The 16,809-nt window shown below is 49.9% G+C and carries 19 protein-coding genes; 12 read left to right on the forward strand and 7 right to left on the reverse strand.

Features of this window, described 5'->3' with window-relative positions:
• Positions 1–324: 324 nt before the first annotated feature.
• The 6 genes from mnmE to BMY60_RS05530 form a co-directional block, all read right to left on the reverse strand.
• On the reverse strand, positions 325–1,683 hold the full coding sequence (gene mnmE / locus BMY60_RS05505) for a tRNA uridine-5-carboxymethylaminomethyl(34) synthesis GTPase MnmE (protein ID WP_090331971.1): 1,359 nt from the start codon (positions 1,681–1,683) through the stop codon (positions 325–327).
• A 74-nt stretch (positions 1,684–1,757) separates the two neighbouring features.
• Positions 1,758–3,707, reverse strand: coding sequence for a membrane protein insertase YidC (gene yidC, locus BMY60_RS05510; protein ID WP_256250704.1), 1,950 nt, complete (start codon positions 3,705–3,707; stop codon positions 1,758–1,760).
• 113 nt (positions 3,708–3,820) lie between these two features.
• Positions 3,821–4,030, reverse strand: coding sequence for a membrane protein insertion efficiency factor YidD (gene yidD / locus BMY60_RS05515; protein ID WP_218141631.1), 210 nt, complete (start codon positions 4,028–4,030; stop codon positions 3,821–3,823).
• The gene (gene rnpA, locus BMY60_RS05520) at positions 4,015–4,419 is read right to left on the reverse strand and encodes a ribonuclease P protein component (RefSeq protein ID WP_256250708.1); all 405 of its coding nucleotides are present in this window, start codon (positions 4,417–4,419) and stop codon (positions 4,015–4,017) included. The genes yidD and rnpA overlap by 16 nt, the downstream gene beginning before the upstream one ends.
• Positions 4,407–4,541: a 50S ribosomal protein L34 gene (gene rpmH, locus BMY60_RS05525; protein ID WP_090332080.1), complete on the reverse strand. Its 135-nt coding sequence runs from the start codon at positions 4,539–4,541 to the stop codon at positions 4,407–4,409. The genes rnpA and rpmH overlap by 13 nt, the downstream gene beginning before the upstream one ends.
• A gap of 312 nt (positions 4,542–4,853) precedes the next feature.
• Positions 4,854–5,960 (reverse strand): transglutaminase-like domain-containing protein, encoded by a 1,107-nt coding sequence (locus BMY60_RS05530; RefSeq protein WP_090331975.1) that lies wholly within the window; start codon positions 5,958–5,960, stop codon positions 4,854–4,856.
• A gap of 95 nt (positions 5,961–6,055) precedes the next feature.
• Between BMY60_RS05530 and BMY60_RS05535 the strand changes: the two genes are divergently transcribed.
• The 12 genes from BMY60_RS05535 (at position 6,056) to queC (ending at position 15,799) form a co-directional block, all read left to right on the forward strand.
• Positions 6,056–6,730 carry an alpha/beta hydrolase gene (locus BMY60_RS05535; protein ID WP_371264192.1) on the forward strand — a complete coding sequence of 225 codons (675 nt, stop codon included), beginning with the start codon at positions 6,056–6,058 and terminating at the stop codon, positions 6,728–6,730.
• A 59-nt stretch (positions 6,731–6,789) separates the two neighbouring features.
• Positions 6,790–7,557: an exodeoxyribonuclease III gene (gene xth, locus BMY60_RS05540; RefSeq protein WP_090331989.1), complete on the forward strand. Its 768-nt coding sequence runs from the start codon at positions 6,790–6,792 to the stop codon at positions 7,555–7,557.
• Between the two features lie 82 nt (positions 7,558–7,639).
• On the forward strand, positions 7,640–8,920 hold the full coding sequence (locus BMY60_RS05545; RefSeq protein ID WP_090331991.1) for an HlyC/CorC family transporter: 1,281 nt from the start codon (positions 7,640–7,642) through the stop codon (positions 8,918–8,920).
• 146 nt (positions 8,921–9,066) lie between these two features.
• Complete coding sequence (gene ybgC, locus BMY60_RS05550; RefSeq protein WP_090331993.1) at positions 9,067–9,477, forward strand: tol-pal system-associated acyl-CoA thioesterase; 411 nt, start codon at positions 9,067–9,069, stop codon at positions 9,475–9,477.
• Positions 9,474–10,163, forward strand: coding sequence for a protein TolQ (gene tolQ, locus BMY60_RS05555; protein ID WP_090331995.1), 690 nt, complete (start codon positions 9,474–9,476; stop codon positions 10,161–10,163). Before ybgC ends, tolQ begins: the two co-directional genes overlap by 4 nt.
• Before the next feature lie 8 nt (positions 10,164–10,171).
• A complete protein-coding gene (tolR, locus tag BMY60_RS05560; RefSeq protein ID WP_090331997.1) occupies positions 10,172–10,585 on the forward strand; it encodes a protein TolR in 414 nt (137 codons plus the stop codon).
• Positions 10,586–10,630: 45 nt separating this feature from the next.
• On the forward strand, positions 10,631–11,548 hold the full coding sequence (tolA, locus tag BMY60_RS05565) for a cell envelope integrity protein TolA (protein WP_090331999.1): 918 nt from the start codon (positions 10,631–10,633) through the stop codon (positions 11,546–11,548).
• A 46-nt stretch (positions 11,549–11,594) separates the two neighbouring features.
• Positions 11,595–12,893, forward strand: coding sequence for a Tol-Pal system beta propeller repeat protein TolB (gene tolB / locus BMY60_RS05570; protein ID WP_090332001.1), 1,299 nt, complete (start codon positions 11,595–11,597; stop codon positions 12,891–12,893).
• 37 nt (positions 12,894–12,930) lie between these two features.
• The gene (gene pal, locus BMY60_RS05575) at positions 12,931–13,449 is read left to right on the forward strand and encodes a peptidoglycan-associated lipoprotein Pal (RefSeq protein WP_090332003.1); all 519 of its coding nucleotides are present in this window, start codon (positions 12,931–12,933) and stop codon (positions 13,447–13,449) included.
• Between the two features lie 3 nt (positions 13,450–13,452).
• A complete protein-coding gene (gene ybgF, locus BMY60_RS05580; protein WP_090332005.1) occupies positions 13,453–14,388 on the forward strand; it encodes a tol-pal system protein YbgF in 936 nt (311 codons plus the stop codon).
• Between the two features lie 13 nt (positions 14,389–14,401).
• Complete coding sequence (gene queE / locus BMY60_RS05585; RefSeq protein WP_256250705.1) at positions 14,402–15,097, forward strand: 7-carboxy-7-deazaguanine synthase QueE; 696 nt, start codon at positions 14,402–14,404, stop codon at positions 15,095–15,097.
• A gap of 6 nt (positions 15,098–15,103) precedes the next feature.
• Positions 15,104–15,799: a 7-cyano-7-deazaguanine synthase QueC gene (queC, locus tag BMY60_RS05590; RefSeq protein WP_090332008.1), complete on the forward strand. Its 696-nt coding sequence runs from the start codon at positions 15,104–15,106 to the stop codon at positions 15,797–15,799.
• A gap of 67 nt (positions 15,800–15,866) precedes the next feature.
• On the opposite strand, the gene BMY60_RS05595 is transcribed toward queC, so the two are convergent.
• Complete coding sequence (locus BMY60_RS05595; protein ID WP_256250706.1) at positions 15,867–16,706, reverse strand: hypothetical protein; 840 nt, start codon at positions 16,704–16,706, stop codon at positions 15,867–15,869.
• Positions 16,707–16,809: the final 103 nt, after the last annotated feature.

Consider the following 16,809-nt stretch of genomic DNA (forward strand, 5'->3'; position numbering starts at 1 on the left):
GACCGGCTCACTTGCTTTGCAAGTCCGGACTAAAAGAAGCACAAGCTTTATTCACGAACAGATGCTAAAAAGTAAAAACTGGCAAAACAGTTACGCAGCTTTGGCTTTTTGACGGCTGCGCCGAATGAATCAGCTCGTGAGTACTCTAGGCCAGCGAATGAAAAAAATATATTAGGGAAACCATTATTTTTTAATGAGCGAAACCACTAGCAAGTATTACAGTTATTTATGAACGACTCCTAACGATAAGCCGGGTTTCAGCGGCCTGTTAAACTTCTATTCATGAATGCAACGTCTATGACCGAATAGCTTTCCGGCACAGTATCATTTTCCAATACAAAACCGCGAAAATATTTCTCCGAGCAGATCGTCTGCTGTGAAACGCCCGGTGATTGAGGATAGAGCATCCTGAGCGAGTCTGAGTTCTTCAGCGAGCAATACCCATTCGGCTTCATTTTCGCTGTGTACGCATGCTCTGTTCAAATGCTTTTGAGTATGTTCGAGCGCTTCGAGGTGGCGCTGTCTGGCCATAAACAATCCTTCTCCGGCTTGCTCTGTTTGCCAGCCGGCCGCGTGAAGAATCAGTTCGCGCAACAGTTCAACGCCTGCGCCGGTCTTCGCGGAGAGATACACATTGACAGTATTTTCGTGCGTTTCGGCTTTAGGCACCTGATCAATCAGATCAATTTTGTTGAACACGTTGATATGGGGTTTGTTAATGAAAAATGCCCGCAGTGCCTCGTCTTCTTTTTCGGATGTATCGCGGCTGAGGTCGGTGAGGCGGATGAGGATATCGGCATCTTTGATGGCGGACTGCGTGCGTTCAATACCCTTGCGTTCGACAATATCCGAAGTTTCTCTTAAACCGGCGGTATCGATGATATGCACCGGTACGCCCGCGAGTGTAATGGTTTTCTGTATGCTGTCGCGTGTTGTGCCGGGAATTTCGGTGACAATGGCAACATCATCTTCGGCAAGCTGGTTGAGCAGGCTGGATTTGCCGACATTGGGTTCGCCAACCAGCACAGCTCTGATGCCCTCTTGCAACAGATAACCCTGGTGCGCGGACGATAAAACGCCATTTAATTGCGTTTTGATTGTGTTGAGCTGGTTGTTAACTGCTTCATTGTGCAGACCTTCAATTTCTTCTTCAGGAAAATCAAGCGTGGCTTCGACCAACATGCGCAGCGATATCAATGATTGAACCAGTCTATCGATCGTTTTCGAAAATCGGCCTTGCAACGAGCGAACGGCACAACGTGCCGCCTGACTGGTGCTGGCTTCAATAATATCGGCAACACTTTCGGCCTGAACCAGGTCCAGTTTCTGGTTTAAAAAAGCGCGTAGCGTGAATTCGCCTGGTTGCGCCGTCCGTGCGCCGCAGTCCAGGCAGGCGCCGAGCAATAAATTCATGATGGCCGGCCCGCCGTGGCCTTGCAGTTCAAGGACATCCTCGCCGGTATAGGAATGCGGCGCGGGAAAATACAGGGCGATGCCCTCATCGATGACTTCTCCCCGTGTGTCGCAAAACCGGGTTAATTGTGCATAACGCGGCATTGGCAATTCACCCAGTAAGGTTTTTGCAATGGGCGCCAGGTTTTTTCCTGAGATACGTACGATACCAACGCCACCCTTGCCTGGCGGCGTTGCAATGGCAGCAATAATATCGGGTCGCTCAAGCATGCCTTGTGATTAAGGCCGTGCAAATAAAACCGGCCAGCAGCCGACACGGTCGCGCCGGCTGCAAACTGTAATTGCTATCTTCGCCTGCCTTTTCGCCCTTTACCGCGCCGCGCGCCGGTTGCAGGTTTGAGTTTTGGCCTGGGTTTTGCAGGTTCCGGCGGCGCTTTTTCCGGTTTTGTATCTTTGTCTTCAACGACTTCGGCGTCTTCAATATTGCTATCTTCTTTTGCCTCGGTATTCTCAGTGTGCGTCAGCTGCCGGGGTTCCGCGGAAATCTCGCTTTCCTCTTCGTCTGCGGCGCTGTTGTCTTTCAGCTTGCCTTTGCCTTTACTTTTTTTCTCTTCCTCTGCTTCGGCTTTTTTCTCGAGCATCCGCGTTATCTGCCATTGTTGCAATATGGACAGTATGTTGTTGCACAGCGAGTACAATACCAGCCCGGCAGGGAAGAAAAAGAAAAATATGCTGAAAGCGATCGGCATGATCTGCATAACCTTCGCCTGAATCGGGTCGGTTGGTTTAGGGCTCAGCTTGGATTGAATGTACATGGATACGCCCATCAGCAATGGAAGGACATAGTATGGATCCGGTACGGACATGTCGGTAATCCACAATGCCAGTGGCGCATACCGTAACTCGACAGCGGCCAACAGTGTCCAGAACAAGGCGATAAATACCGGAATCTGCACCAGAATCGGCAGGCACCCGCCTAATGGGTTGATTTTTTCCTGTTTGTAAAATTCCATCATCGCCTGATGCATGCGCTGGCGGTCGCTGGCGTACTGCTCACGGATGCGTTGCAGTTTTGGTGTAACCACGCGCAATTTCGCCATCGAGCGGTAACCGGCTGCCGACAACGGGAAGAATATTAACTTGACCGTCAATGTCAGCAGTATGATAGCGATGCCCCAGTTGCCGACATATGAGTGATAGAAGGAAAGCAGCCAGAATAACGGCTTCGCCAGAACGGTCAGCCACCCGTAGTCAACGGTCAGGTCCAGACCCGGTGAAAGTTCGGCAAGTTTGTCCTGTTCCTGCGGACCGGCATAAAACGGCATGGCTATGGTTTGTGTCTGCCCCGGCCCGATCGCTCCGACAGGCGCAATCACGCCGGCGGTATACTGGTTATAGGCTAATCGTTTGATATAGTATTCACGGGGTTCACCCTGCTCCGGCAGCCATGCAGTCAGAAAATAATGCTCAAGCATGGCGATCCAGCCGTCATCGGCGTTGGCTGGATACTCGGCCTTGTTTTTATCCAGATCGGAGAACTTGACCTTGAGAAACTTCTCTTCTTCCGTATAAAGTGCCGGACCGGTGTGGGAATGTACCAGGAAACCCTGTCCGACCGGATCTTTTCCGTCCCGCAGCAATTGGAAATAAGAGAACGGCAGGATTGTGGCGTCGCTGTGATTGACAATTTCAAACTTGACGTCTATGACATACGAGCCGCGATGGAAGGTGTATATCTTGTCCACCTGGATGCCATCGACTTCAGGTGCCAAAAGGCGGATGCTCACGCTGTCTTCGCCGGGACTCAATTCATAATTGTATTGATTCGAGTCAACGGTATATTTTGTTTTGTGGGTCGGCAGGCCATCGCCAATTAATCCCGATTGCGATACTTGAAAACGGGCGGCATGATCCAGCAGCAATTGGTAGGGTTGCGTTTCATCTTCTCTGGCAGGGTGTTTCAACAACCCGAGTTTGCGGATATCACCGCCGGCCGTATCGATTTCGGCGACCACCATATCAGTTGTGACGTGAATTTTTTCGCCGGTTTCAAACAGGTTGGGTGTAATTGACGGTGAAATGCCTTCTATACCTGCCGCAGCTTCTGAGCTGCTCGAAGTGGCAAGTTCATCGCCGGGTACTGGCAGGGGATCATGACGCTGATTGCTGCCATCTGCTGCGGGTGCAGGTGTTACCTGAGTGGCCGGTGGCTGATTTTCTTTTTGCCATGACTCCCATAATAGCAACAGGGAAGTCGACAAAATGATGATGAGTATAAGTTTTCTTGTTTCCATTGTTATCTGATCAGATTAATTGTATGACGACATTGGGTTGTGCATTGTAAATAAAGCACGGTGTCGCTGTTTTGCCCAATACGCGCAGCAGCCCACATACACTGAAAATTTTGTTAAGGCACGGGTTCATATCCGCCTTTACACCAGGGATTGCAGCGCAAAATACGCCAGATGCTTAACCGCATGCCGCGCAGGAAGCCATATTTTGCAAAGGCTTCGCATGCATACTCGGAGCAGGTTGGCGTAAAGCGGCATGCGGGCGCCATTAAAGGGCTAATGCAGTATTGATAAAATCTTATAATAACGATCATGAATCGTGACATTTTTGTAATTGATGCATCAACAACCTGATTTCGGCGGTGAGCCGCTTTGAGACTTCTGCGGTTATCGGGAGCTGCAAGCGCATAACCCAGTCCATCTGGGCTGCATTACCATATTGAAACGTTCGAAACGTTTCCCGCAGCAGCCGTTTGATCCGGTTGCGTTTAACTGCGCTACGTTCCACCTTTTTGGGAACAATCAATCCCAGACGTGAAAAAGACAGCCCGTTGGGTTTGGCATAAACCTGGATATAAATTCCCCGGCTCTGATGCTTGTAGCGAAAAACAGCTGCAAACGCATTGGCATGGCGTAACCGGCGGTTTCTCGGCAGAGAATAATTTTTTAAACTAACGGTTTGATTTTTCGATGTTATCAGACCTATACGCCCAATCTCGCACGTCCTTTGGCGCGGCGCGCTCTGATAATGGCGGCACCACTGCGCGTTTTCATACGTACTAGAAATCCGTGCGTGCGTTTTCTCTTGGTTACAGATGGCTGAAAAGTGCGTTTCATTTTTAATTCTCTCTTGTCTGGTTTTAATCAATAAAACCGTGTATTACAACCCGTTATGTGACCTGATGTCAACTCTTTTTGCAGATGTGCCGCAGATGTGTTTAAACAGGCTGCCGAAATGTAATTGTTTCCGTAATTGTGGCGTTGTCAACCGGTTTGAGACATGCATTACGTTTTTTTGTACGGACATTTGTTCATTCCTCAAGGATCGTTCAATTGCAGTCAGAATGATTCGGCTAAAGCTTATCCGGTATTTGATTTGTCGGGTTCAGTGAGCTTGTCAGTGTACATGGCAATATCATATTGATAGTACTAGAATGAAGCGCCCGTTCCAATCAGTTCAGCTGAAGCTATCCGGTAGCTGAATTTTTCAGGGCTTAGACTATCCAGCGCTTGATTGTCGATCTCAGCGTGTGGAAATAAAAAGAAAGGCAATTTTCCGGATTTGCTATTTGTCAGCTCGATATCCTGTCCATGATTAAATGTGATCCAATTCATTTCCCAGGACCCAAAAAAATTTTCCCGCAGATGCTCGGTTTCTGATGCATCAGGTTCTAGATTGTCGAGTTTTGCGACTTTACAGACATCTGCCGGATTGACAGGCACCCAACCCAGATTATTCAAATAAAATTCCGCGCGGCTGTGCTGAGCGCGGCTGATATCGGTTTGCCGGCCAAGCCCCTCATGTACTTCGGACTCCATCATACGGATGCCGTACTGAATACGTGCAGGTATGCCTGCCGCACGGGCTAACCCTACAAACAGCGAATGTACGTCGATACACTTGCCGCTAAGCCGGCTGTTTTCCAGCATGAACTTGATATCACCTGTACCGCTGCCGGGCGCCGTTTCATCATGCTGAAAATGATCAATTAACCAGTCATAAATCGAGCGCGCCTTATCCAGTGCGGTATTGTCTTCGTCGTAAATGATGGAGTAGGCTACATCTCTGACGATTCCGTCGACAGGGATCAGCCGTGTCGGCAGAAGATAAGGGCGAATGGCGCCGGGTACGGCGGCATTGTCTGAAGCCTGGTAACGCTCAAGATCGACTGCGTGATGAGATGTTTTGATAATACACTGGACAGAGGCTCTGCGCTCGCTCTCGCTTTCACCGCGCCATTGCGCCATGAAGACTGGAAAGTTTTCTTTGCCAAAGGTCGAAAACTGAGCCTGAGTAGCGTTGCCGGACCAGTTGCTTCCCTGGGTGTATTGATAACCGGGTTCAAGAGAGTTAGGCAGCGGCAGCCATAAACGCGCATTTTTCCCGCCTGCGGGCAAATTGATTTCATAGGTCAACCGGAAACTATTCCATTTTTCATAATCCAGCATCCGTTTGCCGGCAGATAATGGAAATGCCGTCATGGGCATAAAAAGTCCGCTCGCCCCCACAATTTTGATAAAATCCCTACGTTTCATAGCTGTTCCCTATAAAAATTTGAATAATTACCTGCTGACGAATTTTATCTTATCGTTTACTTTAGTCAATGCGGTACATTGATTGATTACCCTGCATGCCAATGACAGATTTGCTGTCCACCGTTGAAATTGAAACAACACCCAACCCTGCTTATGTGGTTATCTGGCTGCATGGCTTGGGGGCGGACGGTAATGATTTTGTTCCGATCATTGATGAATTGAAATTATCATCACAAAAAGGCATCCGGTTTTTGTTTCCGCATGCGCCGATGCGTCCGGTTACCATTAATAATGGTTATGTCATGCGCGCGTGGTACGATATCTACGGTGCCAGAATTGATTCCGAGGAAGATGAAGCAGGTATCAGAGACGCCCAGAAAGCCATTGATGCATTGATTGACCATGAAATACAACGCGGTATTGCCGCGCGCAACATTGTTCTGGCGGGTTTTTCGCAGGGTGGAGCCATTGCGCTGCAAGCCGGTCTGCGCCAGAAAAATCAACTGGCGGGTATTATGGCATTGTCCAGTTATCTGCCACTGGCCTGTTATCTGGCCGACGAAGCGCACTCTGCCAATGCGGCGATTCCCATCCTGATGGCGCATGGCACATTTGACCCAATTGTGCCGATATCGCTGGCTGTTGTTTCAAGAGACGGTTTGCGTAATGCCGATTATGCGCTTGAATGGCATGAATACCCAATGGAGCACACAGTGTGCATGCAGGAAATCAACGACATAGATTGCTGGCTGCAGCGGATTTTATTGTAGCCCTGGTACGCTATCCCTATCGATATGGATAGCGTACTAATAGACTGGATAATGAAAACATGAAACTGGCGACATGGAATGTCAATTCACTGAAAGTCCGGCTTGGCCAGGTACAGGATTGGCTGGAACAGCACCAGCCGGATGTGCTATGCCTGCAGGAAACCAAGCTGACCGATGAAAATTTCCCACAGGACGAGATAGCGGATGCGGGTTACCGAGCCGTCTATACCGGACAAAAAACCTTTAACGGTGTCGCCATTCTGAGCAGGCGGCAAGGCGATGCTGTGTTGACAGCAATTCCCGGCTTTGAAGACGAGCAGAAGCGGTTTGTTGCCGTTACGGTTAACGGGATGCGCGTAATATGTGTGTACGTACCTAATGGCGAAGCTGTGGGGTCAAAAAAATATGATTATAAGCTCAGATGGCTGCCGGCACTGGCAAAATGGTTACGCGATGAGCTCAATACATATCCTCAACTGGCTGTGCTGGGCGATTATAATATTGCGCCGGATGACCGTGACGTTCACGATCCGCAGGCCTGGGCGGGAAAGGTATTGTGCAGTCAGCAGGAGCGTGATGCATTTGATCAATTGCTGAATCTTGGGCTCGTAGATAGCTTTCGATTGTTTGATCAGCCTGAAAAAACCTATAGCTGGTGGGATTACCGTATGATGGCATTTCGCCGCAACAGAGGATTGCGCATCGATCATATTTTATTGAGCCGGCCGCTGGCGCAAAATTGCACCGCATGCTGGATCGATAAAGCCACCCGGAAACTGGAACGTCCTTCTGATCATGCGCCAGTGGTCGTTGAGCTGTCGGCCTAGTACTTACATCAATATTAAATAGAGTACTGGCGTTTATTTGGACTTATGGTCTTGGCGCATTAACTGGCGAAAAAGGTGTTCTTTGGAAAATATACCGCTTTATATCTTACTGATCATACTGTTTCTGCTACTGATTCTGTCAGGTTTTTTCTCGCTGTCAGAAACCAGCATGATGGCGATCAATCGGTATCGGCTGAAGCATCTGGCAAAGCAGGGGCATCGAGGAGCGCGTTTAACCAGCCGGTTGCTGGACAAGACAGACCGCTTGCTCGGCGTGATTTTACTTGGTAATAACTTGCTCAATACGGCCTCGGCCACACTGGTTGCCGTTATTATTGCAATGCTTTTTGGACAGAGTGAGCTGGCGTTGCTGATGGGTACCATATGCGTCACATTCGCCATCCTGATTTTCAGCGAGATCACGCCTAAAGTCATTGCTGCTGCTTACCCTGAACGCATTGCGCTGTTTGCGAGCTATATTCTGACGCCACTGTTGAAGATTTTTTATCCGGTAGTCTGGTTTATTAATCTGTTCGTCAGCGGTTTGTTAATGCTGCTGCGCCTGAAGCCGAAACAGTCGGCGGCGACCCAGACGGTCAGCACAGAAGAACTGAAAACGCTGGTACTGGAAGGCGGTCATTTTATCCAGAAGAAGCATCAGAGCATGTTGCTGAATCTGTTTGATCTTGAAACAGTTACCGTAGACGATGTGATCGTGCCGCGCAGCCTGGTCGAGGCGATTGATCTGACAGCAGACGATGAAACCATTCAGGCGCAGCTGCTGACTTGTCACCACACCCGTTTGCCGGTCTACCGGGAGCGCGTGGATAATATCGTGGGTATCATACATATGCGCAAGGTCCTGAACCTGATGAAAGGCGGCCCTGTCACGGCTGCATCGCTGGAACAGGCCATGCAGAAACCATATTTCATTCCGTCCGGGACGCCTTTGTTTTCCCAGTTGCAGCTTTTTCAGGAAAACCGAAAGCGAATCGGGCTGATTGTCGACGAGTATGGGGAATGGCTGGGTCTGGTAACGATCGAAGATATTCTCGAGGAGATCATTGGCGAATTTACAACACATGCACCGACCCTCGCTAATACGTATCATAAGCAAGAAGACGGAAGCATCCTCGTTGAAGGCAGTACTTTGCTGCGGGATTTGAATCGCAAACTGGATATGCAGTTGCCGCTAAACGGTCCCAAGACACTGAATGGCCTGATACTGGAATATCTGCAGGATATTCCGGAAAGTGGAACAGGGTTGAATATTGCCGATTATCCCATGGAGATTATTCAGGTCAAAAATCAGGCTGTAAAAACAGTAAGAATTCATCCGGTTTCTGTTAAAGCCGCGCAATAAAACATACCCGCAGATATTTTCTCAATTACGTTGATAAGAAATAAATTTTAATTTTAACTTCAATTAATTTTTGTCATATTCTCAAGTTATTTACAGTATAAAATTGTCGGACTTTTTTGGATTCAAATAAGGTTTTTTTATACATAATGCACGATCAAAAATTTTCCTTGCCCATTCGGGTGTATTACCAGGATACCGATGCCGGCGGTGTCGTTTATCATGCAACACACCTTCATTTTCTGGAACGCGCGCGTTACGAATGGTTGCGGCTATTAGGCTATGGTGTGCATGAGCTGCTCGATGCGCATCAGCTGCAATTCATGATACGTTCACTTGAGATCGAATATTTCAAACCCGCGATACTGGACGATTTGTTGCATATCACCGTCGATGCTGTCGATTTGGGCCGAAGCCGTATTACGCTGGCGCAGGAAGTTTTATGCAACCAGAGCCGGTTAGTGAACGCGACGGTTCATGCTGTATGCGTAAGTACAGAAAGCCTTAAACCCGTTAGTATCCCCGTTCCTCTAAGAAAAAAGATCGAGACTACAAAATGAACGCTGCAGTTACTCAGGATTTATCGCTTTTTCATTTGATCAGCAGTGCCAGTGTCTTTGTGCAGCTGGTTATGCTGGTGCTGTTACTGGCGTCGCTTGTGTCGTGGTGGTACATTTTCCGGAAATGGTTTTTGCTGCGTGAGGCTGTCAAGCAAAGCGATGAGTTTGAGGATAACTTCTGGCGTGGCGCGGATTTGAATGTGTTATATCAGCGTGCTATCAGTTCGCGTTATACCTCGAGCAGTATGGAGCGTATTTTCGTTGCAGGTTTCGGTGAATTCAGTAAACACAAACCCGGCGCGAATATCGATATGATGATGGACAGCATACGGCGCGCTATGCAGGCAACGTATCAGCGTGAAATGGACAGACTCGAATCTCACTTGCCTTTCCTGGCTACGGTAGGCTCGGTCAGTCCTTATATCGGATTGCTGGGCACGGTCTGGGGCATTATGAATTCGTTTCGCAGTTTGTCCAATATTTCCCAGGCAACTATTGCGCACGTTGCCCCCGGGATTGCGGAAGCTCTGATTGCAACGGCAATGGGCCTTTTTGCAGCCATACCTGCCGTGATCGCGTATAACCGCTATGTCAGCGATACCGAAAAACTGGCAACGCGGTTTGAAAGTTTCATGGAAGAATTATCCAACGTTCTGCAACGCAGAGCGCCGACCAGCCAGGAGTGACAGACATCATGGCTCGTCGCGCTAAGCGCCCACTAAAAAACGAAATCAACGTTGTGCCGTATATCGATGTGATGCTGGTGCTGCTGATTATTTTTATGATTACTGCGCCGATGATCAATCCCGGGCAGATCGAATTGCCTGAGATCGGAAAGTCATCCGCGGCACCGTCCGCGCCGCTGGAAGTCATCATCAAGGCGGACAACAGCCTTGCATTGCGAGATCGCGCGCAAACCGATCTTGAAAAGTTTGTAACGCATCAGCAATTGATTGATGCAATCAAACACAAGCAGAAGCAAAATGCGAAACAGCCTGTTGTGATTGCGGCCGACAAAAATGTGCGTTATGAAGAAGTCATAAACGTCATGGATATCCTGCAGCGGCATCAGGTTCAAAGAGTGGGCCTGCTGGCGCAACCCAGATAACCGGATTTCAATTAACCTAACGCTGTGGCATTGATTGAGTCAAACATGGTAGCTGCAGACAGAAGATACAATGCCCCTGCAAAAGAGCCGCGTTCGTTGCTGGCCGGTGTCTTGGCGTTGCTGGTGCATATCGTATTTATTGCGGTGCTGATTTCCGGTTTTAACTGGAAGGATGAGCACCCCGAAAGTATGATTGTTGATATTTGGCAGGATTTGCCCCAGCCTGTACCACAGTCGGCGATTAAAAAAACAGCTTCGTCCGCGCAGCCTGAGCGGCAAACCAAACCTGCCCCGGAAACAAAACCTGATTCGAAGCCAATAGCTGAAACCAAACCGCATTCATTGAAGCCCGTGCCTGCTCAGGCTTCACCGTCACCACCTAAAAAACCTGAAATCGAAATCAAGGAAAAAGCTGAAAAACCGAAACCGGCTCAGAAAGACCCGCAACCGGATTTGGAAGTGCAAAAGAAAAAAGCACAGGAACAGGAAACCAGAAAAAAAGCGGAAGCAGAACGGTTGCTGCGCGAACGAGAAGAACAAAAAAAACGGGAACTGGACGCGCAGAACAAACGCGCGCAAGAAGATCAACAGAAGCGCGAAACGGCGGCACAGCAAAAGCACGAGCAGGAAGAGAAGGCCAGGCTCGAAGCGCGGCAGGCGGCAGCGCGTGCGCAAGTGGCCGGCGAAATCAGCAAGTACCAAGCGATGATTCTGGCTAAAATCAAAAGCAGAATTGTCATGCCGCCAAATCTGCCTGGTAATCCGGCGACCGAATTCGATGTGACGTTACTGCCCGGGGGCGATATTCTCGATGTCCGGCTGCGCAAAAGCAGCGGTTATCCAGCTTTCGACAGCGCCGTGGAGCGCGCCATACTGTTATCCAAACCGCTGCCGCTGCCGCCCGATCCGGCATTGTTTAATGAATTTCGCAACTTGCATGTGACCGTGCATTATTTGGAATGATTGTTATAATCCATGTTCCTTTTTGAACAATTGGCGCTTTATATTTATGTCAACGCATACTCGCATTGTATTTTACGGCTTCTGGCTTTTCTTATGGCTGCTGTTCTGCGCACCGCTTCAGGCCAGACTGAATATTGAGATTTTTGGCGGCGGAACGGAGCGCATTCCGATTGCGATCGTTCCTTTCGCTGATGAAGGCGGACTGCCGCAACGCGTGACTGATGTCATGTCCGCCGATCTTCAACGCAGTGGCCTGTTCCGGTTGATTGATCCGGCCGGTCAAACGCCTTACGCGCCGGCAGAAGTCGTCTACGGCGACTGGGCGGATCGGGGCGCCAGTGCGCTGGTGATCGGACGTACGATTCTCATGCCCGGCGGCCAGGTGGAACTGCAGTTCCGTTTGCTGGATGTTGCACGGCAGGCGCAGCTGACGGGCTTTGCAACCATCGTGCCTGTCGCGCAGCTGCGCGCAGCCGCGCACCGTATCGCCGATATAATCTATGAAGCGCTGACGGGTGAAGTCGGCGTATTCAGTACCCGTATCGCTTATGTTTTGAAGCAGGGAAATAAGTATGCGCTGCAGGTTGCCGATTCGGACGGTTACAATGCGCATTCGATCATCGAATATAACGAGCCGATCATTTCACCGGCCTGGTCGCCCGACGGCAGCAAGATTGCTTATGTGTCGTTCGAAAATAAAAAACCGGTGGTTTATGTGCAAACACTGGCAACACGGGAGCGCAAGGCAATCGCCAATTTTGCCGGCAGCAACAGTGCGCCGGCCTGGTCGCCCGATGGTAAAAAACTCGCGGTGGTACTGTCACTGCATGGCGGTTCGCAACTGTATCTGATCAATGCGGATGGCAGCGGATTACAGCGGCTGACCCGTAGTTCGGGTATTGACACTGAGCCTAGTTTTTCGCCAGATGGGCGCCATATCATTTTTACATCCGATCGCGGCGGCAGTCCGCAGATTTACCGGATACCTGCCGGTGCAACCGAATTGACATCGGCGGAACGGCTGACATTCGAAGGCGGCTATAACGTCAGTCCGGCTTTCAGTCACGACGGAAAAGGTTTTGCATTTATCCACCGGCATAATGGCCGGTTTAATGTTGCGGTACAGGATCTTGCAACACGTCAGGTGCAGATTCTGACCAATTCCCAGTTTGACGAATCTCCCAGTTTTGCGCCGAATGACAGGATGATTTTGTACGCCACAGAAACTGGGGGGCATGGTATATTATCCGCCATCTCTAGAGATGGTCAGACGAGGCAGCATTTGTCAGTACAGACGGGCGATATTCGTGAACCGGCATGGGGGCCGTTGCTAAAGCAAAAATGATTAAGTACGATTTTGTTTGTTATTAAAGGAGCGGTAAATGAAGAAAACAGCAGGTGTTTTGATCATAAGCTTATTGTCAGCATGTGCCAGCCAGACGACGCAGCCAACTGATGTAGAAGACCGGTCAATGGGTGCAGATAGCAGCAGTTACGGTGCAGATGGCAATGCGCTGGGTTCGGATAGATCGGGGTTTCATCCACTCAACGATCCGAACAGTATTTTGTCGCAGCGTAGCGTGTACTATGATTTTGACAGCTATACTGTCAAAAATGAATACCGGCCGCTGGTCATTGCACATGCCCAGTATCTTCGTGACAACCCTAACGCCCAGGTGATTCTGCAAGGTAATACGGATGATCGCGGCAGCCGGGAATACAATCTCGCACTGGGACAGCGTCGCGCGGATGGGGTCAAAAACATCATGACCTTGTCGGGAGCACGGACTTCGCAAATTGAATCTGTCAGTTTAGGTGAAGAAAAGCCCCGCGCTGATGGCAGTGATGAGTCGGCATGGAGTGAAAACCGCCGAACGGACATTCTTTATCGAGGTGAATAAACAATGCGAATGCGCGTTTTCTGTTTTTTATTGCTGACGTTCAGCAATGCGAGTTACGCTGGATTGTTCGGTGATGACAAGGCGCGGGAAGAAATCGGCGTTTTGCGTCAACAAGTGGAGAAAATGGAGGCGCGCATTACCGAGATGGAGACGGTGCTGGAGAGCCAGGCGCTGCTGGAGCTTTACACCCAGGTTGAAACGCTTGAAATGGAGCTTGGACGGCTGCGCGGTCAGATTGAAGTACTGAATCATGACAACGCGTCTTTGCAAAAACGGCAAAAGGATTTTTACATTGATCTGGACAGCCGTTTACGGCAGATCGAAGACCCCGACGCGCCACTGCCGACTTATCATAAACCTGATGATGATCAATCGTCAGCTGCCGCATCCGAACAGTCTTTGAGCATGGTGCCGGAATCCGAAGCATACGATTTGATTCCTGAAACCGGTATCGCTGATGCGGAAAAACCCGCGTTTCAAGCTGAAGGAACGGAGTCCACGATTTCAGATGAAGACGGACAAGCATGGATGGGCGCGATACCGGGTCAGGATTTGCAGCCTGCCGGAGCGGTAGAGAAACAATCCTATGAAGCAGCATCCCGGTCGTTTAGCAAGGGTGATTACCGTGGCGCCAAATCACAGTTTGAAGCGTTCCTGGATCAATATCCGAACTCCAGCCTTGCGCCGAGTGCGGCCTACTGGGTTGGCAATGCGCATTATGCTCTGCGTGATTTTCAGGATGCCATTAAAGCCCAGCAGAATCTGATCGAGCGTTATCCCGACAGCCCGAAAGTGCCGGATGCGCTGCTTAATATTGCCAGCAGCCAGAATGAACTGGCCGAGGGAAAAGCAGCCAGAAAAACGCTTGAAGAATTGATCGCCCAATATCCGTTCAGTAATGCCGCTGAAAAAGCCAAGCAAAGGCTGAACCGGCTCTAATAGTCAGTTAAATTTGAGTTTCACCGGCAGTATTTCAGCAAACCCAAAAGAAGCAGGAAGCGATACAGCGATATCCTTGCGTATCAGTGAAATTTTCTTTTCATTGCAGGGAGAAACGAGCCGCAGCGGACTGCCGACTGTTTTCGTTCGTCTGACAGGCTGCCCGTTGCGCTGCGGTTATTGCGACACCGCCTATGCGTTCACGGGTGGTGAAAGTATGACGATTGCCGCCGTCTTGCAGCGGGTCGCCGCTTATGAAACGCAGTATGTAACCGTCACCGGCGGCGAACCGCTGGCGCAAAAGGCCTGTCTGGTGTTGTTAAATACGTTGTGCGATGCGGGCTATTCGGTTTCACTTGAAACCAGTGGCGCCATCGATTTATCCGGTGTCGATATACGGGTCAGTAAAGTGATGGACATTAAAACCCCCGGGTCGGGCGAAATGGACAAAAACCGCTGGAGCAATCTCAATTATTTAACGCCGCACGATGAAATCAAATTTGTATTATGTGACGAGAAAGACTATCAGTGGGCGTGCCAAATGATCAAGGCGCACCATCTGGACAGGCGTTGCCCGCTATTGCTTTCACCCGTACACAGCCAACTTGATGCGTCTGCTTTGGCTAACTGGATTCTGCGCGACCGGCTGCCTGTGCGCATGCAGATCCAGCTGCATAAACTGCTTTGGGAAGACGGTCCGGGGCGTTGACAGCGCATGAACGACTCAACGAAAAACAAAGCAAAAGCCGTGGTATTGCTGTCCGGCGGTCTCGATTCCGCTACCACACTCGCGATCGCCAAAGACCGGCAGTTTGATTGCTATGCGCTCAGCGTCGACTACGGCCAGCGGCATGAATCCGAACTCAATGCAGCCAGGAATGTTGCCAGTGCGATAGGCGTTGCCAACCACAAAATTATTACCGTCGATTTGTCTGCATTCGGCGGTTCGGCGCTGACCGATTCGTCCGTCGCCGTACCAGCTGCGGGTGAAACAACCGGTATTCCGGCCACCTACGTTCCCGCGCGCAACACCATCATACTGTCGCTCGCGCTGGCATGGGCGGAAACTTTGAATTGCCGCGATATTTTCACCGGCGTCAATGCCGTTGACTATTCCGGCTATCCCGATTGCCGTCCAGAATATATCCAGGCGTTTGAAACCATGGCCAATCTGGCAACCAAATCCGCTATCGAAGGCAACAAACTGACCATCCATGCGCCACTCATTGATCTGCCGAAAAAAGATATCATCCTCACCGGCATGGCGTTCGGCGTCGATTACAGTCTGACGGTCTCGTGCTATCAGGCAGATGAAGCGGGGCGGGCCTGCGGGCTTTGTGATTCATGCAAGATCAGGCGGACAGGGTTTAAAGCGGCAGGCGTTTTGGATACAACGCAGTATGTGATTTAGCCCGTCAGCGACTGGAAACGCAAAAAAATAATTCCTGGTGCGTTTCCAGTCTATTCAAAATTTATGGTTAGTTTACTTGAAGGGCGCCGCCGGTACCCAGGCCACCCTCAACATCCTGCGCTTCATAGTGCTTTAATGCCCGTACCATGCCATTGTAAGCGTCGATAAAAGCGGCAACTGTTGCCTTGCCGGATGGTGTTCTGGAAAAACCGCTTAGAGCTGCTCCGCCTCTGCTACCGAATGCACCAAGCGCAGCGCTGAAATTATTTGCTGTTGCACTGCCTTCTGAAGCAGAAATCTGAATCGCTGAACGAATATCGAACAATGTTAATGTGACCACGGAAGCTCTTGATTCCATAGCGCCAGCAAGATGCCCAATCGACGGGTGTACAAAAGAACCTAATACTCCGGCCATGGCGCCGCCGACCTGGCCGGTCGCGGCATTGTCAATAATAATGCTGGGCTCCATATAATAGTCGGCTGCCACGCGCTGTCCTGCCTGTTGATTTGATCCTGCGCGATATTCACCTGAACTGCGCTGGATATCAGTGATGCGGGAAAGGCGGCCGTCTGTTCTTAGGTTGCCGATAGAGGTGATAACGAAACAATTGGACTGCTGCACGGCCAGACGAATAAGCGGTTCGATAGTTGTAATATTGGTGGCGCTGCCAAATTGGCCATACCAGTCAGCCGCGCGCCCATCGTCTACGGCAAGTGTGCCGAGCGTTTTATCGCAGCGCTCCAATGTCGGATTGGCGCCAACGCTGGCACCGCCGGCAGCAGCTCCCGTGCCTGCAGTCTGGTAAGTTCCAGGTGCGACGTTTGCGCAACCAGCAAGTGCTAGAATGCATATTGAAGGTACCAGGCCTCTGCTTGACATAATGCTGGCTCTGATCTTACCCGTCATTGACATATATCCCCCTTAGTACTGAATATTTTTTTCATTTATTATTAATAAAACTGTATATTTTTATTCTTGTGCCTTGATTATAGTATGATAATTGTTACTA

The sequence above is a fragment of the Nitrosomonas sp. Nm51 genome (assembly GCF_900111165.1).
Lineage (GTDB): Bacteria > Pseudomonadota > Gammaproteobacteria > Burkholderiales > Nitrosomonadaceae > Nitrosomonas.